This window comes from Luteimonas gilva (assembly GCF_005239095.1).
Classification (GTDB): Bacteria; Pseudomonadota; Gammaproteobacteria; order Xanthomonadales; family Xanthomonadaceae; genus Luteimonas_C; species Luteimonas_C gilva.
Genome location: NZ_SZUA01000003.1, coordinates 31493 through 55791 on the forward strand (window position 1 = coordinate 31493; position 24299 = coordinate 55791).

Annotated in this window: 34 protein-coding genes; 6 read left to right on the top strand and 28 right to left on the bottom strand. The window is 65.8% G+C overall.

The features are described from left to right. Positions 1-16: 16 nt before the first annotated feature. Positions 17-262, bottom strand: coding sequence for a Sec-independent protein translocase subunit TatA (gene tatA / locus FCE95_RS13770; RefSeq protein WP_137267635.1), 246 nt, complete (start codon positions 260-262; stop codon positions 17-19). A 71-nt stretch (positions 263-333) separates the two neighbouring features. After that, on the bottom strand, positions 334-1221 hold the full coding sequence (locus FCE95_RS13775; RefSeq protein WP_137267636.1) for a lipid-binding SYLF domain-containing protein: 888 nt from the start codon (positions 1219-1221) through the stop codon (positions 334-336). Positions 1222-1437: 216 nt separating this feature from the next. On the opposite strand from FCE95_RS13775, the gene hemH reads away from it, so the two are divergent. Continuing rightward, on the top strand, positions 1438-2397 hold the full coding sequence (gene hemH / locus FCE95_RS13780) for a ferrochelatase (protein ID WP_137267637.1): 960 nt from the start codon (positions 1438-1440) through the stop codon (positions 2395-2397). Next, positions 2390-3232, top strand: a complete 843-nt coding sequence (locus FCE95_RS13785; protein ID WP_137267638.1) for an alpha/beta fold hydrolase — start codon at positions 2390-2392, stop codon at positions 3230-3232. Before hemH ends, FCE95_RS13785 begins: the two co-directional genes overlap by 8 nt. 31 nt (positions 3233-3263) lie before the next feature. Here FCE95_RS13785 and FCE95_RS13790 read toward each other — a convergent pair whose 3' ends face one another. The 3 genes from FCE95_RS13790 to ttcA form a co-directional block, all read right to left on the bottom strand. Further along, the gene (locus FCE95_RS13790) at positions 3264-4040 is read right to left on the bottom strand and encodes a YgjP family zinc-dependent metalloprotease (RefSeq protein WP_137267639.1); all 777 of its coding nucleotides are present in this window, start codon (positions 4038-4040) and stop codon (positions 3264-3266) included. 251 nt (positions 4041-4291) lie between these two features. Then, positions 4292-5197: a recombination-associated protein RdgC gene (locus tag FCE95_RS13795; protein ID WP_137267640.1), complete on the bottom strand. Its 906-nt coding sequence runs from the start codon at positions 5195-5197 to the stop codon at positions 4292-4294. Between the two features lie 166 nt (positions 5198-5363). After that, complete coding sequence (ttcA, locus tag FCE95_RS13800; protein ID WP_137267641.1) at positions 5364-6260, bottom strand: tRNA 2-thiocytidine(32) synthetase TtcA; 897 nt, start codon at positions 6258-6260, stop codon at positions 5364-5366. Between the two features lie 69 nt (positions 6261-6329). Between ttcA and FCE95_RS13805 the strand changes: the two genes are divergently transcribed. From FCE95_RS13805 to FCE95_RS13820, 4 genes are all read left to right on the top strand, one after another. Next, positions 6330-6539, top strand: coding sequence for a YdcH family protein (locus FCE95_RS13805; RefSeq protein ID WP_137267642.1), 210 nt, complete (start codon positions 6330-6332; stop codon positions 6537-6539). Positions 6540-6646: 107 nt separating this feature from the next. Next, on the top strand, positions 6647-7321 hold the full coding sequence (locus FCE95_RS13810) for a hypothetical protein (protein WP_137267643.1): 675 nt from the start codon (positions 6647-6649) through the stop codon (positions 7319-7321). After that, complete coding sequence (locus FCE95_RS13815) at positions 7318-7908, top strand: hypothetical protein (RefSeq protein ID WP_137267644.1); 591 nt, start codon at positions 7318-7320, stop codon at positions 7906-7908. Before FCE95_RS13810 ends, FCE95_RS13815 begins: the two co-directional genes overlap by 4 nt. Beyond that, positions 7905-8492 carry a cytochrome c maturation protein CcmE gene (locus FCE95_RS13820; RefSeq protein WP_137267645.1) on the top strand — a complete coding sequence of 196 codons (588 nt, stop codon included), beginning with the start codon at positions 7905-7907 and terminating at the stop codon, positions 8490-8492. Before FCE95_RS13815 ends, FCE95_RS13820 begins: the two co-directional genes overlap by 4 nt. On the opposite strand, the gene FCE95_RS13825 is transcribed toward FCE95_RS13820, so the two are convergent. The 23 genes from FCE95_RS13825 to FCE95_RS13935 form a co-directional block, all read right to left on the bottom strand. Continuing rightward, positions 8489-9745 carry a hypothetical protein gene (locus tag FCE95_RS13825; protein WP_137267646.1) on the bottom strand — a complete coding sequence of 419 codons (1257 nt, stop codon included), beginning with the start codon at positions 9743-9745 and terminating at the stop codon, positions 8489-8491. The two genes, FCE95_RS13820 and FCE95_RS13825, sit on opposite strands and share 4 nt — an antisense overlap. A 58-nt stretch (positions 9746-9803) precedes the next feature. Continuing rightward, positions 9804-10520: a hypothetical protein gene (locus FCE95_RS13830; RefSeq protein ID WP_137267647.1), complete on the bottom strand. Its 717-nt coding sequence runs from the start codon at positions 10518-10520 to the stop codon at positions 9804-9806. Between the two features lie 158 nt (positions 10521-10678). Further along, the gene (locus FCE95_RS13835) at positions 10679-11209 is read right to left on the bottom strand and encodes a DUF4396 domain-containing protein (RefSeq protein ID WP_137267648.1); all 531 of its coding nucleotides are present in this window, start codon (positions 11207-11209) and stop codon (positions 10679-10681) included. 104 nt (positions 11210-11313) lie between these two features. Then, on the bottom strand, positions 11314-11799 hold the full coding sequence (locus FCE95_RS13840; protein WP_137267649.1) for a nuclear transport factor 2 family protein: 486 nt from the start codon (positions 11797-11799) through the stop codon (positions 11314-11316). A 97-nt stretch (positions 11800-11896) separates the two neighbouring features. After that, positions 11897-12301, bottom strand: a complete 405-nt coding sequence (locus tag FCE95_RS13845; RefSeq protein WP_137267650.1) for an iron chaperone — start codon at positions 12299-12301, stop codon at positions 11897-11899. 19 nt (positions 12302-12320) lie between these two features. After that, positions 12321-12848: a hypothetical protein gene (locus tag FCE95_RS13850; RefSeq protein WP_137267651.1), complete on the bottom strand. Its 528-nt coding sequence runs from the start codon at positions 12846-12848 to the stop codon at positions 12321-12323. 46 nt (positions 12849-12894) lie between these two features. After that, positions 12895-13227, bottom strand: a complete 333-nt coding sequence (locus FCE95_RS13855; protein WP_137267652.1) for a low molecular weight protein tyrosine phosphatase family protein — start codon at positions 13225-13227, stop codon at positions 12895-12897. A 126-nt stretch (positions 13228-13353) separates the two neighbouring features. Beyond that, positions 13354-13656, bottom strand: coding sequence for a hypothetical protein (locus FCE95_RS13860; protein ID WP_137267653.1), 303 nt, complete (start codon positions 13654-13656; stop codon positions 13354-13356). Between the two features lie 2 nt (positions 13657-13658). Further along, the gene (locus FCE95_RS13865; RefSeq protein ID WP_137267654.1) at positions 13659-14198 is read right to left on the bottom strand and encodes a hypothetical protein; all 540 of its coding nucleotides are present in this window, start codon (positions 14196-14198) and stop codon (positions 13659-13661) included. Positions 14199-14256: 58 nt separating this feature from the next. Further along, positions 14257-14640: a hypothetical protein gene (locus tag FCE95_RS13870; protein ID WP_137267655.1), complete on the bottom strand. Its 384-nt coding sequence runs from the start codon at positions 14638-14640 to the stop codon at positions 14257-14259. Positions 14641-14779: 139 nt separating this feature from the next. Next, entirely contained in the window at positions 14780-15139 is a 360-nt protein-coding gene (locus FCE95_RS13875; protein ID WP_137267656.1) for a hypothetical protein, read from the bottom strand. A 17-nt stretch (positions 15140-15156) separates the two neighbouring features. Continuing rightward, a complete protein-coding gene (locus FCE95_RS13880) occupies positions 15157-15738 on the bottom strand; it encodes a hypothetical protein (RefSeq protein WP_137267657.1) in 582 nt (193 codons plus the stop codon). Positions 15739-15771: 33 nt separating this feature from the next. After that, positions 15772-16302, bottom strand: a complete 531-nt coding sequence (locus tag FCE95_RS13885; RefSeq protein WP_137267658.1) for an SMI1/KNR4 family protein — start codon at positions 16300-16302, stop codon at positions 15772-15774. A 40-nt stretch (positions 16303-16342) separates the two neighbouring features. Then, positions 16343-16756, bottom strand: coding sequence for a DUF3052 family protein (locus tag FCE95_RS13890; RefSeq protein WP_137267659.1), 414 nt, complete (start codon positions 16754-16756; stop codon positions 16343-16345). 36 nt (positions 16757-16792) lie between these two features. Then, complete coding sequence (locus FCE95_RS13895) at positions 16793-17191, bottom strand: hypothetical protein (RefSeq protein WP_137267660.1); 399 nt, start codon at positions 17189-17191, stop codon at positions 16793-16795. A gap of 55 nt (positions 17192-17246) precedes the next feature. Further along, entirely contained in the window at positions 17247-17570 is a 324-nt protein-coding gene (locus FCE95_RS13900; protein WP_137267661.1) for a hypothetical protein, read from the bottom strand. A 62-nt stretch (positions 17571-17632) separates the two neighbouring features. Beyond that, complete coding sequence (locus tag FCE95_RS13905) at positions 17633-17986, bottom strand: hypothetical protein (protein WP_137267662.1); 354 nt, start codon at positions 17984-17986, stop codon at positions 17633-17635. Between the two features lie 60 nt (positions 17987-18046). After that, the gene (locus FCE95_RS13910; protein WP_137267663.1) at positions 18047-18628 is read right to left on the bottom strand and encodes a hypothetical protein; all 582 of its coding nucleotides are present in this window, start codon (positions 18626-18628) and stop codon (positions 18047-18049) included. 54 nt (positions 18629-18682) lie between these two features. After that, positions 18683-19048 carry a hypothetical protein gene (locus FCE95_RS13915; RefSeq protein WP_223266907.1) on the bottom strand — a complete coding sequence of 122 codons (366 nt, stop codon included), beginning with the start codon at positions 19046-19048 and terminating at the stop codon, positions 18683-18685. Between the two features lie 316 nt (positions 19049-19364). Next, positions 19365-21992: a glycerol-3-phosphate 1-O-acyltransferase PlsB gene (gene plsB, locus FCE95_RS13920; protein WP_137267665.1), complete on the bottom strand. Its 2628-nt coding sequence runs from the start codon at positions 21990-21992 to the stop codon at positions 19365-19367. Next, positions 21992-22912 (bottom strand): hypothetical protein, encoded by a 921-nt coding sequence (locus tag FCE95_RS13925; RefSeq protein ID WP_137267666.1) that lies wholly within the window; start codon positions 22910-22912, stop codon positions 21992-21994. The genes plsB and FCE95_RS13925 overlap by 1 nt, the downstream gene beginning before the upstream one ends. A gap of 139 nt (positions 22913-23051) precedes the next feature. Next, a complete protein-coding gene (locus FCE95_RS13930) occupies positions 23052-23732 on the bottom strand; it encodes a hypothetical protein (protein ID WP_137267667.1) in 681 nt (226 codons plus the stop codon). A gap of 44 nt (positions 23733-23776) precedes the next feature. Beyond that, positions 23777-24100 carry a hypothetical protein gene (locus FCE95_RS13935; RefSeq protein ID WP_137267668.1) on the bottom strand — a complete coding sequence of 108 codons (324 nt, stop codon included), beginning with the start codon at positions 24098-24100 and terminating at the stop codon, positions 23777-23779. Positions 24101-24299 lie beyond the last annotated feature (199 nt).

Consider the following 24299-nt stretch of genomic DNA (forward strand, 5'->3'; position numbering starts at 1 on the left):
CGCGGTGCGCGGGCGCTCAGCGCGCCGCGTCGTCGTCGTTGCGCTGGGAGGCGGACGAACGTTCGTCGCGCGCCTGGTCGTCGCGCCGGGACTCGTCGCCGAGCTTGGCCGGCGGACCCTTGTCGTCGTCGCTCATGCCTTGCTTGAAGCCCTTCACGGCTTCGCCCACGTCCTTGCCGACGTTCTTCAGGCGCTTGGTGCCGAATACCAGCACCACGATCACGAGCACGATCACCCAGTGCCAAATACTGAGACCACCCATCGGAAACTCGCCGTCAGTCAGTTACGGGCGAACAGGATAGCGCAGACCGTGTTACGGCCGCAGGGCGACGGTCACGGCTTGGCCGGCGCAGGCGCTTCCGCCGGCAGGGCTTCGGTGCGCACTTCGCCGGCCTGCACGGGCTCGAACGAGGACGGCTGCGGTTCCGCGCCCGCAGGCTGAACAGCGGCCGGAGCTGCTGCCGCAGACGCGGCGGGAGCCAGGCTGCGCGCCGGCGCGGCGGCGGTTTGGACGCCATCGGTGCCGCGACGGGCGCGGGCGCTGGCGGTGGCTTCTTCCAGGCCGTCGCGGAAATCGACGATGGCGTTGTTCGCCACCGGCCGCTCGGTGCGGCCTTCGAAGATCATCCGCGGCGTGGTGCCGTTGCCGTAGACGGTTTGGTTGGCGGCGTTGTCCATCGACAGCACCGCGCCGTCCAGCGCGACGCCGGCGAACAAGCCGCGGGCGCGCGACCAGGACCAGATTTCCGCCTTCAATTCGCCGTCGGTGGCGGTAGCCGCGTTGCGACCGAGCGGACCGGCGGCGACGCCGGCATCGGCGCCGAGGGTGAACTTGCCGTTGACGATCGATTCCAGGCCTCGGTCGCTGCGGAACACCAGCACCACGTCGGCCGATTGCACGCCGGCCTGGAAGCCGATGCTGCCGCCGGTGAGGGTGATATAGGCGGGATTGGACCAGGTGCCGTCGGGATTCTTCACCGACAGCACGCCGTGGCCGCGGCGGCCGCCGATCACCAGGCCGGCCTTGATCGTGTCGGGGATCACCGCGATCGCGCGCGCCTCGTCGAGCAGCTTGTCGGGGATGGCGGATTCGGGAATCGCCTGGATTTCGGTCAGCACGCGCAACGCATCGCGCGCTTTCTGCTCTTCGGTCGCGGCGAAGGCCAGCGTGGGCGCCAAGCAGGCGGCGATCAGGATCAGGGCGCGGGTCAAGCGGGTCATGGGGGCTCCGGGGCGAGCGGCGAACGTAAGTTAAGACCGCGAAATACAGCTCGAGTTCAGCCTAGTCTGGCGGGGATGAATCGCATCTGAGTTGGCGCCGGGTCGATTCGCTTTGCGATGCCGGTTCAACGCATCGCTGCGCTCCACCCGGGCTACGGTGGTTTGGCCTGCGACGCTGCGCGGGCTACGATGCGCGGCCCGCAGCCAGCGCTTCGCATGCCAGCCTCTCCTCCCGCCCTCATCTTGGTCAATCTCGGCACGCCCGAGGCGCCGACGCCGCGCGCGGTGCGGCGTTTTCTGGCCGAATTCCTGCACGACCGCCGCGTCGTGCAGCTGACTCGGTGGCTGTGGTGCCCGGTGCTGCATTTCGCGATCCTGCCGCTGCGCGGGCCGCGCGTGGCGGAGAAGTACGCGAAGATCTGGATGGAAGGCGGTTCGCCGCTGGCGGTGTACACGCAGCGCTTGGCGCAGGCGGTGCAGGCGCGCCAGCCGCAGCGGCGCGTCGTGCATGCGATGCGCTACGGCGGCCCGTCGATCGCCGAAGTTCTGGCCGGCCTGCGCGCCGAAGGCATCGAGCGCGCGACCGTGCTGCCGCTGTATCCGCAGTATTCGACCACCACCACCGGATCTGTGGCCGATGCGCTGGCCGCGGCGGGAGCCGGGCTCGAGCTGCGCACGATCGAGGATTACGCCACCGACGCCGGCTGGGTGTCCGCGGTCGCCGCATCGATCCGCGCGCATCGCGCCGCACAGGGCAGCGGCCGCCATCTGCTGTTCTCGTTCCACGGCTTGCCGCAGCGCTTGGCCGATCAGGGCGATCCTTATCCGCAGCGTTGCGAAGACAGCGCGCGCGCCATCGCCGCGGCCTTGCGCCTCGCCGACGACGAGTGGAGCCTGAGCTATCAATCGCGGTTCGGCCGCGAACGCTGGCTGGAGCCGGCGACGGTATCGGTGCTGGACGATTTGGCCGCGCGCGGCGTCGACGCCGTCGACGTGGTCTGCCCCGGCTTCGCGGTCGATTGCCTGGAAACGCTGGAGGAAGTGGCGATCATGCTGGCCGCGCGCTTCGCCGAACGCGGCGGCCGGCTGAGCTACATCCCCTGTTTGAACGACGCGCCGGCGCACGCCGATGCGCTCGCCGCGCTGGCCGAACGCGAGGATTGGGCCGATGCGTGAGTTCGCGCTGCAAACCCGGGCGGGCAAGATCGCCGGTCTGCGCAACGGCCGCGAGGGCGCGCCGCGGGTGCTCGCGCTGCACGGCTGGCTGGACAACGCCGCGAGTTTCGTGCCGCTGGCGCCGTATCTGGACGACGTGGATCTGGTCGCGATCGATCTGCCCGGCCACGGCCGTTCCGCGCATCTGGACGCAGGCGCCGACTATTCGTTCGCCTATGCGCTGCATTCGGTGCTGGACGCGGCCGACGCGCTCGGCTGGGACCGCTTCGCATTGCTCGGGCATTCGATGGGCGCGGGCATCGGCAGCCTGGTCGCGGCCGGTTGCCCGCAGCGGATCGAACGCGGCGTGTTCATCGAAGCGCTCGGCGCTTTGGCGGAAGTGCCCGAACGCACGGTCGAGCGCATGCGCGAAGCGGTCGCGGCCACGCGCGCGTTGCCGGGCAAGAAATTGCGGGTGTTTCCGGATCTGGCGCCGGCGATCCAGGCGCGGATGAAGGCGAACGCGCTGAGCGAACCGGTGGCGCGGCTGCTGGTCGAGCGCGGCACCGTCGCGGTCGAAGGCGGTTACGTGTGGTCCAGCGATCCGCGCCTCACGCTGCCGACCATGACCCGGATGACCGAACCGCAGATCCGCAATCTGGTCGCCGGCATCGAATGTCCGGCGAAAGCGATCTTCGCCGACCCGGCGCAGCCTTATCTGCCCGATCCGCTGCGCCGCGAACGCGTCGCGCTGATGCCGCGCGGCGAATTGGCCGTGCTGTCCGGCGGCCACCATCTGCATATGGAGCAGCCGCAGGACGTGGCGGCGGCGATCGGGGATTTCTTCCTGCGCTGATCGGCGCTTGCGCGAACCTTCTTGTACGCGCTCAGCCGGACAGCAGCGTGCGCAGTCCCGCCTTCAAGCGCCGTCCCTCGGCATGGAAATAGTCGCGCTCGTCGCGCCAGCGCGGGAAGCGCGCTTCGACTTCGCGCCAGAACGCGCGCGAATGGTCCGGGCGGATCAAGTGGCAGAGCTCGTGCACCAGCACGTATTCGAAGGCGGAAGGGCGGGCCAGCACCAGGGCCAGATCGAGCGCGACCGCGTCGTCCGGGCTCAGCGAGCCCCACTGCGAGGACATCACCTTCAATTGCACGCGCAGCGGCGGGCGCGGCAGCGTGGGCAGGTAATGCGGCAGCCAACGGCCGAGATCGGCGCGCGCCTGGGCTTCGTAGAAATCGCGCACCGCGCGCCGCATCGCCGGCTCGCCGGCGCGCGCGGGCAAGTCGAAGCGCAGGCCGTCGCCGTCTTCCTGCAAGCGCGCATAGCGGCCTTCGCCCCAGCGCAGCGGCAGCGATGCGCCGCGCAGCGGCAGCGCGGCGGTTTTCCCGCGGACCAGATGCGGCAGCGATTCCATCGCGAAATGATCGATCTGCCGCGCCAGCCAGTCGCGATGCTCGGCGACGAAACGGTCGCCCGACACCAGGCTGGCGCGCACGGGCAGGCTCAAGCGCGCGCCGCGCTCGTCCACGGACAAGCGCAGGCGCCGCGCGCGCGGATCGCGCACGCGCAGGATCTCGACGTTGCGGCCGTCGGCCAATTGGAACGACAGGACGTCGCGCGTCGGCCGGGGCTTCGGTGCGATCAGGCGGAACGCGGAGGGCATGGCGATATCGTAACTCGCAGGATGTTGCATGTGGGAGCGGCTTCAGCCGCGAGCTTTGTCCTCTGCGCTCGACGGCGAGAGTTCGCGGCTGAAGCCGCGCCACAACAAGCCGGTGAACGTTGCCCCCTTTGAAAAAGGGGGCGAATCGCCGCAGGCGATGGGGATTTGCTTTTGCTGGTGCTTATGCATGCAAAGCAAAAGCAAATCCCCCTTGATCCCCCTTTTTCAAAGGAGGGAAACAGCAAAGGCGTTCAGCTTTCGGCGCGGCTCAGTTTCAGCGCCGGCTCCAGCACCGCGAACAGCCGCTTCAGCTCGCCGGCCATCAGCGCGAAGCGCGCATCCAACTCGGCGCGCACGTCCTCGCGCTCGGTGCTTTCCAGCTGATCGACCGCGCCGTCGAGGAACTTCAGCTTGCGGATCACCAGATCCTCGCCGAGCACGAACGAGACGTGGTCGTCCAAGGTCAACGCCAATCGGGTGACCTGCTTGCCGGCCTCCAGATGCTTGGCGATTTCGTCGCCCTGCAATTCCTGGTGCTGGCATTTGACGATCGCGCCGTGTTCGGCGGCGTCCTTCAGCTCGCATTCGTCGCCGAGCGAGAGTCCGTCCGGCAGGCGTTCGCCAGCGATCCAGCCGGTCAGCACGCTGCGCGGCGCGACCTCCGCGTTCAGCGGCAGGGCGGGAAAACTGCCTAGCGCGTGGCGGATCTCGGACACCACCGCCTCGGCGTTCTTGCGCGAAGAGGTGTCGACGACGCACAGGCCGTGCTCCAGATCCAGCATCGCGTCGGTGCGCGTGGGCCGCACGAAGGCGCGAGGCAGCAATTCGGCAACCAAGTCCTCCTTCAGCCGCTTGCGCGCGCGGCCGCCGAGCTTGCGGCCTTCCTTCTCTTCGATTTCGGCCAGCTTCTTGCCGAGCAGATCGTTCACCACCGCCGAGGGCAGCAATTTGTCCTCGCCGCCGACGGTCAGCCAGATCGCATCGTCGATGCGGTGCGACAGCGCCTCGGCGTCGCGGCCGAACGGCGAGACGAAGCCACGCGAGGACAGGTCCATCGGACCGACGGGCTTGAGCTGCACGTCGGCCAGGTGCGTGTCCAATTCGGACAAGTCGAGCGAAGCGGGGAAGCGGAACAGGGTGAGGTTTCTGAAGAACATTGAAGGTCCGGGTTGAATTTTGTGGGAGCGGCTTCAGCCGCGAGCTTTTCGGCCGCGACCTGAAAGAAATAGCTCGCGGCTGAAGCCGCTCCCACAGAAAGCGAGAGCTAAAATCGCTGGATTCCCGCTTTCGCGGGAATGAAGGCCCGAGACGGGAGGCATCGGATTATGCCGCGTCGTCGTCGCTGTGCGGCGTGCCGGTCAACCAAGCATGCGCATCGGGAAGATCGGACGCGGCGCGCCGTCCCAACGCCAGGAAGTCGAACAATTTCGGATCGCTCAACTGCGACGGCCGGATATCGCCCAAGGCGCGCGCGATCTGATCGATCCGGCCCGGAGTCTCCTTCTCCCAGGCTTCCAGCATCCGCTTCACCTGCTTGCGCTGCAGATTCTCCTGCGAACCGCACAGGTTGCACGGGATGATCGGGAAATCCTTGGCCTGCGCATAGGCGGCGATGTCTTCCTCGCGCACGTAGGCCAGCGGCCGGATCACCACGTGCTTGCCGTCGTCGCTGAGCAGCTTGGGCGGCATGCCGCTGATCTTGGCATGGAAGAACAGGTTGAGGAAAAAGGTCGCCACCAAGTCGTCGCGGTGGTGGCCCAGTGCGATCTTGGTGAAGCCTTCCTGTTCGGCGTAGGTGTACAGCGCGCCGCGGCGCAGGCGCGAGCACAGCGAGCACATCGTCTTGCCTTCGGGCACCACGCGGGTGACGACCGAATACGTGTCCTGTTCGAGGATCTTGTAGGCGACGCCGATCGACGCCAAGTATTGCGGCAGCACGTGCTCCGGAAAATCGGGCTGCTTCTGGTCCAGGTTCACCGCGACCAGTTCGAAACTCACCGGCGCCTTGGCCTGCAGTTGCAGCAGGATGTCGAGCATCGTGTAGCTGTCCTTGCCGCCGGACAGGCACACCATGACTTTGTCGCCTTCCTCGATCATGCCGAAGTCGGCGATCGCGCGGCCCACCTGGTGGCGCAGGCGCTTGGCCAGGCGCAGGCGTTCGTGCGCGCAGCGGTCGCGGGCGCGGGGCAGCGGTTCGGCCAGGGGCAGGACGGTGCTCATCGGCCGGCCATTTTAGCGGCAGATGGCGCGATGACGCCCGCGCCGGCCGGCGTGTAAGCTCAGCCGACGATGCAATCGCCCCCCGATCCCGCCGCGACGGCCCTGCGCCTGGTCGAGCTGAAGCTCGAGCACCGCGACCTGGACGCCGCCATCGCCAAGCTGCAGGCCGACATCGAGGCCGACGAGCTGTCGATCAAGCGGATGAAGAAGCGCAAATTGGCGCTGAAGGACGCGATCGCGAAGCTGGAATCGGCGCTGATTCCGGACGAGCCGGCCTGAGCCGGCGAGCGCTTCTCGCATAGGGTGCCGTTCGACAGGTTTTTCTGCGAGCCTCGACGCGACGCCGATCAGGCGCCAGAATCCACCCAGCGACGAGGTAAGGACGAATGGCGTTCAAGGACGGCGAACTGGCGCGCGCGGCGCGCAATCCCCGATGGCGCATCGCCGCGGCCGCAGGCGTAGTCGCGATCGCCGCCGTGGCCGCGTTCGGCGGTTTCCGCCGCGCCGAAAAGGGCGTGCTGGCCAAGCCGCCGCTCGCGGCAGGACAGCGCGTGGACGCGGGCGCCCTGGCGATCACGCCGCTGCAGGCCTGGGTCGACGACCGCACGCCGTTCGGCCTGCGCACCGGGCGCCCCGAGCAATATCTGATGCTGCGCGCGCGCGTGGAAAACCTTACCGATACTGGCTACAGCGCTTACAGCTATCTATCCAGCGACCTGGTGCTGTTCACCGATCCGATCGGCGGCACGCCGCCCGGTCTGGTGCCCGAAGCGCCGCCGCCTCCGGGCCAACCGCAGACGATGAAGGCGAGCAGTCTGTCGTTGGCCGGCGATCGCAGCTTCGATGTCGCGATTTTGCCGCGCCTGCCGGTGGTGGTCGATCTGGCCTGGAAACTGCCGAGCGACCGCAAGGTTCCGGCGAAGCTGGTCTGGGGCGTTTTCGGCCGCGAACATACCGAACAGACCTACCTCACCCGCGAAGCGGGCTGGCTGAAGGCCAACGGCAAAGCGCGTTGGGAGCTGGCCGTGGAAGACCGCCGCGCGTCGGGAGCCCCGCTTTGAAACGCTGGGCGACTGCGGCGCTGATCGCGTTGGCGCTGATCGCCATCGTCGCGCTGCGCAAGTCGGAACCGGGCTATGCGGAGAAGATCGCGCCCGTGCTGGTGCCGGGCGTTCGCGACCAGCGCGTGGCCGGTCGCAACTTCGCAGCGAAGATCGGCAACGTGAAAGTGGCGCACGCTTATCTCACCCAGGGCGCGTTCTCCTCGTCCGAGCCGGCGACCGTGCGCAGCAGCGGGGTTTGGCTGTCGGTGTTGGCCGAAGTCGAGGCGCTGCAGAAACCGGGCTACGTCAGCGCGCAACTGCGCACGCGCGACGGCTTGATCTATCCCGCCGCCGGCGACAGCCGTCCCAAAGTGCCCGGCATCCAGTTGACCGATCGGCCGCTCGCGGTCGGCTTGCCCGAAAAAGGCGCGTACTTCTTCGAAGTGCCGCCCGATCGCTTGGAAGGCTTGCGCCTGCAGTTGTTCTGGGGCGGGTTGACGCCGCCGAACCTGGACACGCTGCTGGACATCGATTTGGGGATCGACGCCGCGCGCAGCCAAGAATTGCTGGCGAAAGCGCCGGCCGAACTGAACCTGCGCCCATGAACGCCGATTCCGATTTCCGCTGGTGGCGCAACAACCGGCTTTGGCTGCTGGGCGCCGCGGTGCTGGGGGTCGTCGCCTTCGTCTGGCCGTACCGCGACGCCCTGCGCGAATCCCAGCGCACCGATCCTTCGTACCCGATCGACGTCGCTCCCGGCGCGTGGGCGCCTTACGAGGGCGCGCGCTGGCGCGTGGTCGATGCGCAGTGGCATGAGGCGGGCCCCGGCACGCGCTTCAAAGCGCGCGAGGATGCGGCGGTGGTGATCGTGCGTTACGAGGTGATCATCGACAAAGGCCTGTCCGCGCTGAAATTCGACGCCTGCAAAGGCCGGCTCTCCGATGCGCAAGGCCGCGAGTGGGAAGCCAATCCCGGCGCGTTGTCGCGTTACCGCAGCGAACTGCCGAACACGTGCGGCAGCTATTACGAGCGCGGGAATTTCGAGAGGATCCCCGCGCCGAACGGCCGCCCGTTCCGTTTCGAGCACGTGTTCCTGGTGCCGAAAAGCCAGAGCCTGCGCGGGCTGCATCCGCAGATCCGCATGCCCGAGCCGAACAAGCCGGGCACTTATCTGCGTTTCGCGCTTTAGCGCCGCAGCGGCTGCAGCCGCGAGATCGCCACGCCGAACGTGGCCGCCAGCAGCGCCACCCGCACGAGTTCGGTGAACAATGCTGGCCGCAGCGACAAGGGCCCGTTGAACAGCAGCCCGATCGGCTGGCCGATCACGTTCCACCAAGCGGGGTCATTCGGGCCGATCAGATTCACCGCCACGCGCCAGGCCCAGGCATCGACGAAGGCCAGCAGCTGCCAGCACACGCACAGCATCAACAGCGCCGGCAAACCGGCGCGCAGCACCAGGCGCAGGCTGTTGATCACCGGCACGCCCTTGCTGTTCCAGCCCGCGCTGGCCTTGTCGGCCACCTTGCGCGCCAGCAACGGCAGGTTGCGATAGCGCCGGCCCAGGTAGCGCAAACGCGCGTCGGCCGCGTCGATGCGCGCGCCGCGGCGCAAGTCCAGGCCGTAGACGATGGCGGTGATCGCCAGCCAGATCAGCGGCAGCAGCGCCGCGCCCGCCGCGGTCGACAGGAAATCCCACGCCGGCACCAGCACGCGCTTGATCGGCGGCAGCAGCTGATAAAGCGCGAGTGGGTTTTCCCACCAGTTGGCGATGGCGACGTAAACCGCGCGGCCGTGCCACCAGTCTTTTACCGTGCCGATCACCTTCGCGATCACCGCCACGCCCACATAGACCCAATAAGACTCGCACGCCGTAGCCAGGATCAGCCAGCGCGCATGGCCGGTAACGGCGGCGCGCTTCTTGGCGATCCAGCGCAGCGCCCAGGCCGCGACCAGCGCGATCCATACGCCCTTGACGCTGAGGATGTCGCCGAGCGGTTCCTGCTGTTCGTACCAGATGCCGAAGATGTACTGCAGGCGGAAGTCGCGCTTCACGCCCTCCAGCAGACCCCAGGTGGCGTAGTAGGCGAAGAACGGCAGCAGCGCTACCGCCAGCGCGTCGATCCACGGCCGCTGCGCCGGTGCGCGCAACGCGGTCCGCGCCTGGGCCAGCATCGGCAGCGACGGCCGCAGCGCCAGGAACATCGCGATGGTGCCGGCCAGCTGGGAGACGATCAGCGCCGCGATCGCCGCATAGGACAGCAGCACCGAAGTTTCGGCCAGCCAAATCGCCGCATCCATCGCCAGGCTGTAGCTGACCCGCATCGCGAAGAACCAGAACAGCAGCGCCGGCCAGTGCCGCCACAACAGCTTCGCGGTCAAGGACGGAATTTCCCACGCGGTGGACGTCCCTTTGTCCGTCGCTTCGATGGCGATCGCATTCATCCCTGAACCCAGGCCTGTAGAGTCGAGCCCGCTCGACTCTACAGCAAGCAGGTCGCGATCAATAGCGATAGGGCATCGGCATTCGCGGATGCCGCGCAACCGTTTCGGCGTTCTGGTATTCGTATACGGCGGGAGCTTGCGGCAGCCTGGGTGCTTCTGGCGGAACGGCGCAGATCGTGCCGCCGGCCTTCAGCAAATTAGCCAGCATCGTCGCGCCCATGCGAACAGGATTCACCTGGACCATCTGCCAGCAAGCCGGCTCCAACGAATCCTTACGCAGGAAATCGCGGTAAACCACGGTCGCGCCGGCAATCTCGTCCATCGCCAGTATGCGGGTGTGGAACCTGCGGATCAGGGCGTTGTTCGTGTCGTAGGTCGTATATACCCGCGTCACGCCGTTCTCCATAAGCCAACGGGTAACGCCGTACATCAGCCGGCGCAAGGCTTGGGTGCTGGTCATGCTGACCATCGAGCCTTCGCAAGCCGTGTCCTCGTCGGGAAGCGAGAAGCGCCCGCCGTCGGCGGTCTCGCAGGGCGTGAGGACGGGCGCGCCGCCCAGGCGCTTGAAAATGATCCGGCAGGTCGCGTGATACGTGCCGACGCCGTCCCACAGCACGAACAGATAGGAATGAGCGTCGAACTGGCGGTCGAAATCGTCGTCCCAGCCCAGATAGAGTCGCGACATCCGATCCGAGAAGGTCTTGCGGACCGCTGCGGTATTCGGATGGCCCGGAGACCAGATTTCGAATTTGAGTTGATTGACATCGACGTCCATCGGCCACTCCGCTATTTGGGAACGTGGCCTTCAGGACGAGAACTTCCATAAATAGTGGACATGAATCGTGCGGACGGGCACGGTTATATTGCCTTTCGAAACCGGACGGAGCTCACTTTTCGCGGGCCATTCGGCGCCCGCGGAAGCGAGCCCGGACCTCAATGGCAGGGTTTTTTGATCGCCCGCGTCAGCATCCAGCGGTTCACCGGCCAGGCGGCCGCGAAACCGGCGACCACGGCGGCGCCGTAGCCGAGCCAGAAGCGGGCGTGCAGCATCGAAGCGACCTGCACGCCGCCGACGTGGTAGTCGGTCAGGTTCATCGCCAATTCCATGATCGCGATCGAGATCGTTTCGCCCAGCCAGATCGCGCGCCAAGCCTGCGCGAACGAAAAGCCGCTGCGCAGCAGCGGCACCAGGCTGAAGGCGAAGCCGGAGACGAATCCGCAAAACACCGCCAGCGCCATCGTCGCCCAAGGGCCCAAGCCGAAACCGATGCCGATCGCCAAACCGATGAAGTCGCCGATCGCGCAACCGGTCAGGCAATGCAGCGTGGCCGAGGTGGTGAGCTTGTTGAGCGAAGCGCCCGCCGCGCCGTGCGCATGATGCGCATGGGCGTGCGCACCCTGCGCGTGAGCGGCGGGTGCCGGCGCGGATTCGGGCGCGCAGGACTTGCAGTCGGATTCGTACATGGCGGCGTTCCGGTGGGAAGGCGCGCAGTCTGGACCCTCGACCAGGGTCCAGAGTCAAGCGCCGTCCGGACACGCGCCGCAGGGTCAGGCCATCTCGACGGGTACTACCAATTCACCGACCAGATCACCGACACGATCTTCCAGCCGTCGTCGGTGTGCACCAGCTGCCACGCTTCCTTGCCGTGGTTGGTTTCCTTGCCGTCGGCCAGGAAGCTGTAGTCGAAATAGACCGAGGCGATGTCGCCGTCGCTCTGGATCTTCACGTCGCGGAATTGCTCTTCGCTCTTGACCTTGTCGGCGGCGATTTCGTCGATGAAGTTGCGCGGGTTGTTGGTCGGATCGATCCGCACCTTGACCGCCGCGGGCTTCTTCTTGCGGACTTCCGCCAGATTTTTGGCGCCGGTGACGCTTTGCCAAGTGGTGCGCTCGTCCAGGAACAGCTTTTTGAAGCGCGCCTGGTCGCGTTCGACGATCGAAGCGCGGAAGGCCTCGACGACGGCTTCGACCGATTGGGTGTCGGGGTTGGTGCTGGTTTGAGCGTAAGCGGGGAGCGCGAGCAGAAGAGCGAAGGCCGCGAGGGCGGTTTTCATGGAAGCTCCGAAGGGAAGAGTGTGCGGGGACGGCGACGCATCGAGCGTCGCCCGGAATTATCGGCCGGCGCCGTCGATTCGCGCATAGGGCAAAAGCTTATGCAGGCTTCGATTTGTCCGCCTTCTTCTTCGCCTTGGCTGCGGCCGCCGCTTTGTTCTCCGCGATCCGCGCCTTGACGATCTTGCCGATCAACGCGTACGGCATCGGTTCGTCGAGCGGGAAGCGCAGATTGCCTTTCGCGCCGGCGTAAACCGCGGCCGCTTTGCGCAGCGCCGGATCGCCCACCGGCGGGAACAGGCCGATGTGCTTCTTGAACGCGGCGAAATACACCAGCATCCCATCCTGGGCGAAGGCGGGCATTTTGTAGCTGATCCGCTCCTCCGCCTTGGGCGCGGCCTTGCGGATCGTGGCCCGGATCTTTTCCAGGATCGCGCGCACTTCGGGCGGGAAGGGCGCGATGTAGGCGTCTATATCGGCGGGGGCGCTGCGGTCGGTTTGCATCGCGGTTCCTTTTGCAGGCTCAAGATTCCGGCTGGGCCTTCGAAGCCAGGGCGATGAAGAACAAGAACTCCAGAGAAGCGAAGGCCAGCAGCACGATCAGCCCCAGCACGTAGATCGCCTGGCCGCGCGCGACGGCGATATCGAAAGCGGCCAGCCATAAGGCGATGCCCATCGCCAGCGCCGCGACGAACACGATCTGGAACAGCGGCGTGATCACCGGCACCTTGACCAAACGCCGCGCGACGCGGTCGCGGCGCTCGCCGCGCAAGGCGAGCAGGTTGCCGACGACGAACCAGGTGCCGAGCAAGGCGCTGCACAGGCTCCAGATCAGATCGTCCGACCAATCGGCCAGCGCCATCGGCACCGGCAGCAAAGCGAAGAACAGCACCAGGAAGCTGTCGCAGACCAGCAGCCACAAGACGCGCAATTCGGTGGCCGACCAGCCCGGCGCGCCGCGCAGCCGCAGGCCGACCACCACGCCGGAAAATCCGGCCAGGGTGACCGCCACTTTGGCGAGCGTGTAGAGCACGTCTTGGTTCATGCCCATGGACGTACGCGATTCCGGCCGCGACGGCGCCAGCCTATGCCCGCCTTCAGACCGAGGGCAAGTGGCGCGGCACTTTGGCGCGCAGCAGGCGTACCAGATCCGGATCCATGTAGTCGTACTCGTCCGGGATGTCCAGGCAGATCACGCGCTTGCCGGCGAGATGGCGGCCGAATTTGCCCGACAGTTTCGAACGATGCGTGCGTTCCATGACGAAGACGACGTCCGCCCAGGCCAGCAATTCCGGCGTGACCGGATGATCGGCGTCGCGGTTGGTGCCCGCGGACGCGGTTTCCACGCCGGGCCACTCGGCGAACACCTGTTCCGCGGTCGGGCTGCGCAGACGGTTCCGGCTGCAGACGAAAAGCAGTTTGCGGGTCATGGGTCGACATTTTTGCTTAGTAGAACGAGTGGTGACGCTATCCACAGGCGAATCCCGACGCGAACGACCGCCGCGCCGACTACCGAGGATTAATCGGCTGAACCCACAGCGGCTCGACCATAGGCCTTACTTCTCGTCGTAGGCACGGAAGAATTGCACGCCTCCCCATGTGGCCAGCACGGTAGCCAGGACGTATATGGGAACCGACAGCTTGAAGAGCTCGATCGATTCCGCTTCCGAAACCGGCACGAAATACGGATAGGCGGTGAGCCCCATCCCGACGAAGGCGAAAATCGTCGAGTTCGCGAGGGTGAGGAAGAATTTGCGCCCATGTTTGAGGAAGGCGCGCACCTGCATCCATAGAATCACCAGGCCGCATAGCGCGCAGAACACGGTTTCGACTTGAACCATCAGCACGAGGGCTTGCATGGCTAGCGCACCACGAACGAAGCGCGCAACGGCAGCGCCACGTTGCGATGGCGGTCCTTGACCGTGACGCTCACGTTCCAAGTGCCGCGCAGGTCCGTCGGTTCGGCGACGTACTTCAGCGATGCGGCCGAAAGATAGACCTGCGCCGGGTCGGTGCTCAGCTTCACCTTGAAGCAAGGCATGTCCAGTTCCTCGGTGGATTTGGATCCGTCCGGGCGAGTCACCACGAAGTCGCAGGCGACGTCCGTCATCCCCGACGCGTCCACTTTGGGGTTCGCCAAGAACGCGAGTATGGCGAGTTCGCCGCCCTCCGCCACTTCACGGCTTTCGGTGAAATGCGGAATCGTCTCCGGCGGCGTGTTCCATTTGTCCAACCAGTTCTGGTCGGAGGTGATGATCAAGGTGGCGCTGAATACGTCCTTGGATTTGGCGGCGTCGCTGTCGGACAGCGGATCGTCCTTGCCGTCTTTCCAGCCGCTTTGCGCGGCGGCCGCAAAGGACAGCAACAGCAGGGCGATGGTCGGCAGGCGGGCTCGTTTCATGAATCCTCCGGAAGGTTCGCCAGCCTGGAACGACGGCCGCAAAGCGGCTAGCCGTGGATCATTTCCCGTAATCGCGCGCGCCCAGCAGCCCGACCGAATAGCCCGCCTTCTTCAGCCGCGAAGTTCCGCGCGAACTCAGAATCACCAGCACGATCAGGCCGACCAGCGGCACCAGCATCAGGATCAGCAGCAGGATCCGCATCCACATCGGATCGCCCAGGCCGCGGCTCAGCCGGTAGATGCCGGTCCAGCCCATGCCGAGGCATATCAAGAAAGGCACGATCGCGAGCGGACCGAGCGCGGCGCGCGCCGCGGCGGCGACGAAGTAGAGCAGGATCGCGTAGATGACCAGCTTTTGCCCGGAAGCGACGTCGTCGAGTTCCGGGCCCGGACGCGTGCGCTCCAAGACGGCCGCGTTCGGGCTTTGGTACGGATTTTCCATGTGGTCCCCCTGAAGTGAGCGCAGCGGCCATCGCATCCGCGGGCCGTGCGTCCGACCCCTCGGACGCGTTCCCGAGTCTGGGCACGACTCGGATCACCGTCAATCGGATTTTTCTTGGCGCTCGAGCCTGAGCGAACGGTCAGGCGGGCAAGCCGAAAGAGGCCGCCAGGAACTCGATCCAATAGCGCCGAGCGGTCGCTTCGTCCGTGGCCGAACGCTCGGGCGAGAACATGCCGCGTTCTTGCCATCCGATGCGGTAGATGCCGTTCTCGACCTGGATCTTGGGGCCGTCGCGGGAATCGCGGTAGGCGTCCCGCCGGACGTCGAAACCCGGCACGGGATGGGTCTCCAAATATGCGACCACATCGCGCCGGGTGATGGAAAACGTCTTGCGGGTATGCAGCGGATCGCCGTCGCGGATCAGGCCTTTCGACACCGCCCATCGGTAAGGATCGCCGGACAGGAAGGCTTCGATTTGTTCGACTTTGTCGGTTTCCATGATGGCTTTGAATCTCGTCACTCGGCGCTATCGAAGGATAGCCTGCCCTCGACCAAAATGCCGGCGATCGGCCTGACGATGCGATCAGGCGAAGCGCGAAGCCAGCGCAAGGCATGGGGGCCTACCCAGAGACCCTTGTCGGGCTCGGAGGGATTGGCGCTGCGGCCGTTTCCCGCCGGCGCATAAGGGTATCGGGGGTTGCCCCAACGGACGACGGCATTAGCGTAATCCGCTTTGATCGCGCGCCGCAGCCGGTTGTATAGCGTCTTCAGGCGTTTTTCGGCGGCCTGGGGAAGATCAGCGGGCAAATCGTGCAGCGCGATGCGCCCCGCGATGAGGCACTCGCCGTCCGTGCGCGAGCGCAGCCATTGCAAGGTCGATCCTTCCGAGTCGCAGTACCAGTCTTTCGCCGCGGGAACGTACCTGGCCGTCAGCGGAGGCACCCGATCGCTCGGCCAAATGAGCGCGTAGCCGCCGATATCGGCGAGGTTTCGCGCGAGCGCGGGTTCCCGAGCGGGCCAGCGCGGCCCGTCGACCAGGCGGATCGACGGATCGGCGAGGAGGGATTCGGCGAAACCGGCTTCGTCGAGCGGATGCATCGCGAATACGATTTGGGAAGGCATACGGCGGACTCAGGCCTCGTCCATGAATTCCGCGAACAAGTCCTTGCCCTCCAGCCACGCCGTGAGGTAATCGGCAAGCGAAGGCGCAAAGGGGATGAAAGCGTTGTCCCAGGGCTCGCCGTCCTCGTGCGGGTTCGGTTCGAACCAGACGACCGGCGCGTCGGGATGGTCGCAACGCACGCAATGGAACATCGCGCAGCCCAAATGGCCGAGCGGCAGCAGCGCCTCCGGCCAGCGCCATAGCGGATCGTCCGGATCGGCTCGCCGATACCAGAGGTATTGCGCCACCGCGTCGCGGCCGTCCTCGTTGAGCATGCCGCCCAACAAACCCAGGAAACCATAACCGTAGCCGAAGCCGCCGTTGGCGATCTCGCCGTAGATCCGCCGCAAGAGCGGCGGCAGCGCGAAACCGAGATGGGTTTCGGCCAAATCGATCTCGGCAGGATCGAGCGGGCTGAAATCGCCGCGCGAAAACTCGCTTTCGGCCCGCAGCAAACCGTGCGCCTTGCGTCGCTTCAGTTCTGCGATCAGATCTTCCATAGCGCACACCCGCAATCGCCGAGCCGCGAAGCGGCAGACGCTAACGCAATTCCTTGCGGACCACTAGCTTCAGTCCGGACCAGACCTCGTCGACGGCGCAAACCTTGACGTCGACGAAGCCCAGCGGAAGGCAGACCTCGCGGATGACGTCTTCGGTGATGTCGGTCGGAACCTTCGAAGCTTTCTTGGGCCAGGAGACCCAGACGAGGGCGGTCGGTTTGATTTTCGTGCGCAGATTCGCCAGCGCCTTGGCTAGGTCCGAGCGCCGCGTGGAAAAGATATGGACGAGATCGGTGCGTTGCGTAACACGCGACGAAAACGCCACGCTGTCCGGCAATGGGGAAACGAGAGCGTGATAGTCCTCGGGCGCCGCGACGAGCGCGACTTGGAATCCCGGTCCGATGCCGAGCTTCTTGGCGAGCGGTGTGCCGGAATAGCCGGTGGGTTGAGGCATGTCGGTTGCCGGAATCGAGTCGAACGGCTGGAGCTACTAGTTGATGATCATGGTGTGCATCTCGGCGACCATCGCTCCGTCCCGAAATAGGCCGTAGAAGATGTCCCCTGCGGCCAAGCCGTTTTTCCCGGTTTTGAGGCAAATGACCCGACGGAGCTGATCGCCCGGTTCGATCGCCTCGACCATGGCGGCCCATTCCGGCCTGTCCTCCGGGTGTGGATCCCCGCTCCGCTTCGCCGTGCGGAGCACGTCCTCTTGGGCCAACGGCACCGACACCGTGCAGCGCGGTACGCCGAATCGCTTTGCGACCGAGGAGAGATCCAAATCCGACGAGCGATCCAATTTCGGATCGTCCGGGGAATGGGCGCACGCGGGAAGAAAAGCGATCACCAGTGCTATGGAGCGGGCGTGGAGATTCTTCATATGAATGGTCACGGCCTAACCTTGTTGCGCCGATAGTTGCCGATGATGGCTCCCAGCCAAGCGAACGCTACATGCCATGCGATGACGATGGGAATGCCGGCCATGGGATACCGAGGCACCAGAAAGGCAGGGCAAGCAGCAGCAATACGCCGACGGCCCCGCCGATGGTGCCGTGCAGGACCCGCTTGGCGGGTGCGAAGTAAGCGGCCACAAAGCCCGCGGTTATCGGAACGAAATAGCTCAGGATCGCGAGGAACGACCAGCCGGACTTGCCGATGGACGATGTACCCACACTGACCGCGACAGTACCAACGATGCTCAGAACCAAAGTGCCCGCGACGAAGGTGGCGAATCCGTAACCAATTGCTTTCAGATTGAGAGGAAATGCCATGGGTCGTACGCCCGTGTTAAGCCGAGGAGCGAAGCGACATCGATTCGGACGGGTGGCTAGAGCTAAAAACTGATCTCATAAGACGCATAAAACGCCTTTCCGGCAGCGACCGGCAGCTTTACGGCGCCGAGCGTCCGTTCGAAGCATTGGGCCAACGCCGACTCGCCGCTGCGCCAAGTGCGGTCGGTGACCCCCTCTTGGGACACGTGGGCGACGATGGTGAACGGCGAAGGCGCGCCCTTGATCGGCCCGCAGGCGGCGATGGCCTGGTCGAGCGCCTTCGACTGCGCCGTCATCAGCGCGTCCTGGTCCTTGGCGCTGAGGGCCGTCTCGTATTGGTCGGCGAAGGTTTTGGCTTGCGCGAACGAAAGGTCGGTTGCAGCGAGTTGAGCCGCGAATAGCAGGAATCCAATCATGTGAATTTCTCCATTGGGCTACGTCGAATCGGAGATCGAGCCGCGCCATTCGCGGCGGCCTCATCTCTTCTTGCGTTTTTGCAAGAAGTCCCGGATTGCCTTGCTGTGCCTAGAGTACCTTCTTAAGCGGGCGATGCCGACCCACATCAGGGACATCCCTAGAATGAGGATAGGCAGCAATATCGCATGGACGATGACGCCATTCGAGGGGGCCGGGCGCATCTTCGGGACGATGAATATTTCGACCAATAAAAAAACGAAAATCAAAATGGACGACAGCAACATCACGCCCATATTCCGCTCGGGCGGAATGAAGTCGTATTTTTTGACGTCCCCTAACCTATGCAGCAATTCCGGCAAATCCGAAAGTTCGATCTCTTCGCCCGGAAGCAGTTCGAACAGACTGTAAGGGACGGTATACAGCCGGCCATCCGAATGGGACTTGAGAACGACGAGCGGAGATCCGTCTCCCTTAAAAATCGTCCGCGCATTCGGAGCGGAGGAAGTCTGTTTGGATAAGGCAAAACGGGTCACCCAGCGGGAATGCTCCAGCGACCATGTTTCCTGCTTTGCGGACGTCCATGGGTTCGGGGCGACGAATGAGCCGATCGTCCGAATGGGGGCGGGTTCTTGTCTGAGCATAGAAATTATCCGGGTTCGCCTGTCGATAATGGCAGGCCGAGCAGCATGACGACCTTACGACTCGATGGCGCCAGGGTAGCCTACGGCTGCGACGAATAGCTCGACCTTGCCGCAATTCCCGCAGGCGAAGACGTCGAACGATTCGCGGTTGACGAAAAGCTCGCCCAGCTCGCCGAGCAAAAAAGGCAGGGCCCGAGATCCCTCATGAAATTGCTTGCGGCCTACGACGTGCATCGTCCCGTTGCACCGCAAACAGCGCAGGTCGCGCGACACGGGGCGCGTGACGTCCGGCGCCGGCGCGTCGTCGCGGACAAAATCTGCGCGGGCGGGGCTTCCGTCCCGATGCGTTCCGCAGTTCCAACAAGCATCGAAGTCGGAATCGACCTTTTCTCGGCAGTTGCTGCAGATCCACGTGTTCACACTACCTCCTTTCAATCGAGCAGAGCGCATAGCCTCGGATCAAGATTGACTTGCTAAGGGCTGCTCGCGCTCTTGTGCATGCGATCGATCTGGAATGGCGCGTCATCGCGCCCAAGTTCAGCTGCGCCGCTGCCAGGAACCGCGGGCGTTACTGAAGACGCAACCGGCGAGAAAACTTGGCCAGAACGCGTGCGCAGGCCCGTTTGGGGCATGGCTCGGGGGCGCAGTCTCTGTTCGAGCACGCCGGATCGGCGAATCGAGGGCGCAGGGATGAAACTGAAGCCGATCAAACGGTAGGCAGTTGCCTACCGTCTGCTCAAGGTTCGGCTGGCGCGGGCCCGGTTTCCGCTTCGGGCTTGGCCATCTCCGGGCTCACTTTCTCGATGGTATGCCGCAATTCGCGGCCGAGCAGGATGCGCGCGTCCTTGGCCCAGCCGGCCAGGCGTTCGTCGAAGGACAGCTTGCCGTTGGCGTCGGGCCAGACCAGCTTCATTTCGCGCAGCTTCTGGATGAAGCCGCGGAACAGGCTCTTGTCGAAGAATTCCGGTGCGGCCGGCGCGTACAGCAGCGATAGGCGCTGCGCGGCGAGCTGGCACAGGCTTTCCAGTTCGGCGGACGACATCGTGCCGGCGCCGTTCTTCACCAGCACCGAGATCGCGATGTAGTAGCGCTCGAACGCCTGCTGCAGCGCGTGGCCGATCGCGCGCAGGCGGAACACTTCGTCGGATTGGCCGGCGTTGCGGGCCAGTATTCCGCCGTCGTCGTCGTTGATCTGTTCCAGCAGGCCTTCGCGCACGAACACGTCGATGGTGCGGTCGATGCGCTCGGCGAAGCCTTCCTCGGTCCAGGGCAGGAACAGCTCGGCCTGCAGGAACGGATACAGGCTGCGGCCCAGGCGCTGCAATTGCGCGCGGCTCATGCGGCGGTTGTGCAGGAAGCAGCAGGCGATCCAGGCCGAAGCGGTGAACAGGTGCAGCACGTTGTTGCGGAAATAGCTCAGCAGCACCGCGGTGTCGCCGTCCACGCTCAGCACGTCGCCCAGCGGATGCGCGGTGCGCTTGAGCACCGCGATCTCCTCGCCGTGCGCCACGATCTGCTCGGGTGAATGCGGAGTGACGGTGACGCGGTCCGAATACGGCACTTCGGCCAATAGCTTCTTCGACAGCGCGATCTGCGCCAGCAAATCGGCTTCGCCCATCGCGTGCTTGGGCGTGGACAGCAGCGCCAGCGCAAGGAAGTTGATCGGATTCACGTCGGCGGCGCGGTTGGTGTTGACCTGGATCCGCTGCGCGATCGCGTCCACCGTATCCGACAGCCACGCCGGCTTCTCGTCTTCGCCGACCGGCTGGCCGTCCCAATCCGGCGCGTGCTCTTTCAGAATCTCGTCGAGCAGGATCGGCTCGCCGTAGTTCACCACCACCTGGCCGTAGTTCTGGCGCAGCACTTTCGGGATGCCCCACAGCAGCGCCCAGATCGATTCCTTTTCCTTGGGCTTGCCGGTCAGTTCGTCCAGATAGCTGTTGCCTTCCATCAGCTTCTCGTAGCCGATGTAGACCGGCTGGAACAGCACCGGGCGCGTGGGTTGGCGCAGGAAGGCGCGCACCGTCATCGAAATCATGCCGCCCTTGGGCTGCAGCAGGCGGCCGGTGCGCGAGCGTCCGCCTTCGATGAAGTACTCCAGCGAATAGCCGCCGGCGACCAATTGCGCGACGTATTCGCTCAGCACCGCCGAATACAGCATGTTGCCGCGGATGCTGCGGCGGATGAAGAACGCGCCGCCCTTGCGCAGGATGGTGCCGATCACCGGCAGGTTGAGGTTGATGCCGGCGACGATGTGCGGCGGCACGATGCCGCGGTCGTACAACAGGTACGACAGCAGCAGATAATCCATGTGGCTGCGGTGCGAGGGCGTGTAGACCACTTCGTGGCCCGGCGCGACCGCTTTCAGTTTTTCCAAGTGATGGACCAGCACGCCGCGGTAGATCCGATTCCACACGGTGGTCAGCGCGAAGCTGGCCGAGCGCACCACCGGATGCGAATAGTCGGCGGCGATTTCCCAGGCGTAGGCGTGCGCTTTCTTCCAGGCATCGGCAGGCTTGCTGTTGTCGCGGCGCGCTTGGTCGGCGATGGCGTCCTTCACCGGCTCGGAGGCCAGCACCTTGTCGACCAGCAAACGCCGCGTCGACAAATCCGGCCCGATCACCGCCGCGCGGATGCGGCGGAAGTGGGTGCGCAGCACGCGCGAAAGCTTGCGCACGGTGCGTTCGGGCGGCAGGCCTTCCTCGACGATGCCGCGCAGCGCCACCGGCGGCGAAAAACGCACGATGGTGTTGCGGCCGTTGAGCAAGATCGCGAGCAAGCGGCGGAAGCGGCCGACCAGGGTCCAGTTTTCCGAGAACAGCACCGAGAACCAGCCGCTGTTCCGGTCCGGCGCGCGGCCGACGAAGATCGACACCGGCACCAGTTGCACGTCCAGTTCGGGATAGTCGCGATGCGCTTCCAGCAATCGCGCGAGCGAACCGGAATGGGTCTTGCCCGGCGACGGACCGGCGGGCGACAAAGTGCTGGCGTTGCGCCGCGACAGCGCGACATAGGCGCGCTTGCGGCCCAGCGGGTCGCCGGGCAGCGGTTGCAGCGGCGAGGGCAGGCCGGCGTCGCGGCAGGCGCGGTCCAGGATCAGGGCGTTGGACAGGCCGTAATCCTCCAGCACGTAACAGACCGGGCGGCCGTCGGCGTACTGGCCGGGGTTCTCGGGCTCCAGTTCGAGCGAGATCCACGGTTCCAGCATCCGGCCGAGCAGGCGCGACCACCACGGCCGAGCGCCCGGCTTGGCGGGGCGGCTCGACAGAGGGCGTTCCGCGGCGCGGCTATCGGGTTCGCGGCCCGGTTCGGAGCCTTGGGGATCGGGGAAAGGCAGGGCGGACTGGTCTGGCATCCCCGACATTATGGCGAAGTCGGCTTGGGAACCGGTTCGGCCGTCTTTTTGGGAGGGGTTTCAGCCCCTGCAGGGACCCCGGCGGCCGCTTCGGCGTGGCGCAGGTAATCGCTGATGTACCAGCGCCCGCCATGGCGTTCGACCCCGACCACGGTGTCGATGTCGGTGCCGCCCAGGGTGTAGCGCAGCCGCACCCGGGCGCGGTCGCCGGTCTGCTGCTGCAGGCTGGCTTGCAGACCGGACAGGCTCTCGTCCAGGCGCAGGCCGTACGTGGCCAGGGATTGCTTCACGGTGGCCATGAACGGACCGAGCCGGCGCAGGCTTTCCTGCATGCCCAGGCGGCGGAAGTCGGCTTCGGCGCTCAAGCCGGTCGAACGCGCCGCGCGGGTCAATTGCGGAATCGCGCGGCGCGCGCGCTGCGGGTCGCCGAGCGGCGCGTCCAAGCCCCACTGGCTGATCGCCTGCACGAATTGCGCGTAGTGCTGGCGTTCGTCCTCGCTGTAGTCGCCCTCGCTGCGCACGTATTGCACGCCGAACAGGCCCAGCGACATCGCGGCCGCTTTCAGTTCGGCGTGCGCGCCGGAGAACTGGCGGTCGAACACTTGCTGCAGTTTCTTTTCCGATCCCGGCGCCGACAGCGCGGACAGCAATTGCGGCAAGCGTTCGTCGAACGGCAATTCGTCCAGCGGCCAGCGGGTGCGGCCTTCGCGCCAGGCCTGTTCCAGTTTGGGTTGCAACTCGGGCGGGGCGGCGTCGCGGGCGAAGGCCTGCAGATCGTCGTCGTGCAAATGCTGGGTGAGCAGGCGCACGGCTTCGGCGGGCTTGGTGGCGCCGGCCGAAGCGGCGGGCTCGGTTCCGCTCTGCGGTTTGCAGGCGCAGAGGGCGCAAACCATCGCCGTGCACAGCAGGACTGCGAGACGGTGCCGCATGCGCCACCTCCGGAAGGTGGGCGCATCTTGGCGGGGGAAGGTGCCGGCGGCAAGCGCGGCCCGCAAGTTCTGCGGCAAAGGTCCGAAAGAGCGGCGATTTTCGTAGGTGCGAATTCATTCGCACGCTCTTTATTCGCGCCTACAAATCGCGCATCACCCAATCGCGCGGATGTTCGGCGTCGCCGACGTCCACGGCGGCTTGCGCCACTTCTTCCGGGCTGCGGCCGGCTTTCCACGCCGCGGCGATCGCCGCCAACCGGTCGCGCGTGGCGCGGGTGTAGGCGCCTTCCAATTCGTTCTGCGCGTCGGCGGCGAGTTTCTGCGGATATAGCGTGCGCGCATCGTCGCTGCGGTTGAGCAGGGCGATCATCCGCGCCAGGCTGGTGCGGAACGCGGCCGCGCCGAGCGCACCGCGCTGGGTGCGCTGCAGATGCCAGACGGTGAGGTATTCCACCGGGCCGAGCAAACGCCGCGGCGTGGCGCCGAAGAATTGGCCCGACAAGGCGCTCGCATCCAGCGGTCCCGCGCTTTCCGGCAATCGCGTCGCGCCCCACGAACTCAACGCGCCGCCCGGCATGTCCATGCGCCGCAGCGCGGTGCCGAACGTGTCGGCCAGCAAACGCTGCGCGCGTTCGTCGTCGCTTTCGGCGACCACGCCGAGTACGCGCAGGAACAGCGGATATTGTTCTTCGCCCAAACGCCGCACCAGGCGCTTGAGCACCGTCAACCGGTATTCGGGATCGCTGTGCGCGGCCAGCGCGGACACCAGCCGGTCGGCGGCGGCGCGCAGCGCTTGCGGCGTAGGCACGGTTTCGTTCACGGAGATGCCGCGGAGTCGGAGCTAGCGCGGATCGTAACGGAGCTTCAGGCGAACGCGGCGATGACGGCGTCCACGCCCTGGTCGGCGGCGGCGCCCAGATCCAGCGCGCCGAGGCCGTTTTCGAAGGCCATGTCGCCGGCCAGCAGACGGTCGCCCGGGGCCACGCCGTCCCAAGCCGGGGCGTTGAGCAGGGTTTCGCCGGCGTCGACCGTCGATGCCGTATCGACGGAAGCGGCGGCCGGTTCGGCGGTTTCGGTCTGCGGCGCCTCGAGGCCTTGCTGCCGGCGCAGATCGTCCAGCGACACCGAGCCGGCCAGCGAATCGAGGCCGGTGCGGTTCAAGCTGGGATCGGGCGCGATGCTGCTCATGGAGCGAGGCGGTTCCGGGCGACGGGCGCAGTGAGGGAGATGGCGGAAATGTAGCGTCGGAACGGGTGGGGCGCTATCTCGGGCTACCCCTAGGGTTGCGGATTAGGCCTTCCTGGAGAGGCTCTTTGTGGAAGCGGCTTCAGCCGAGCCTTTTCGTTCAGGTCGCAGCCATCGCATTCAGGTCGCCGGAGCGTGTGGA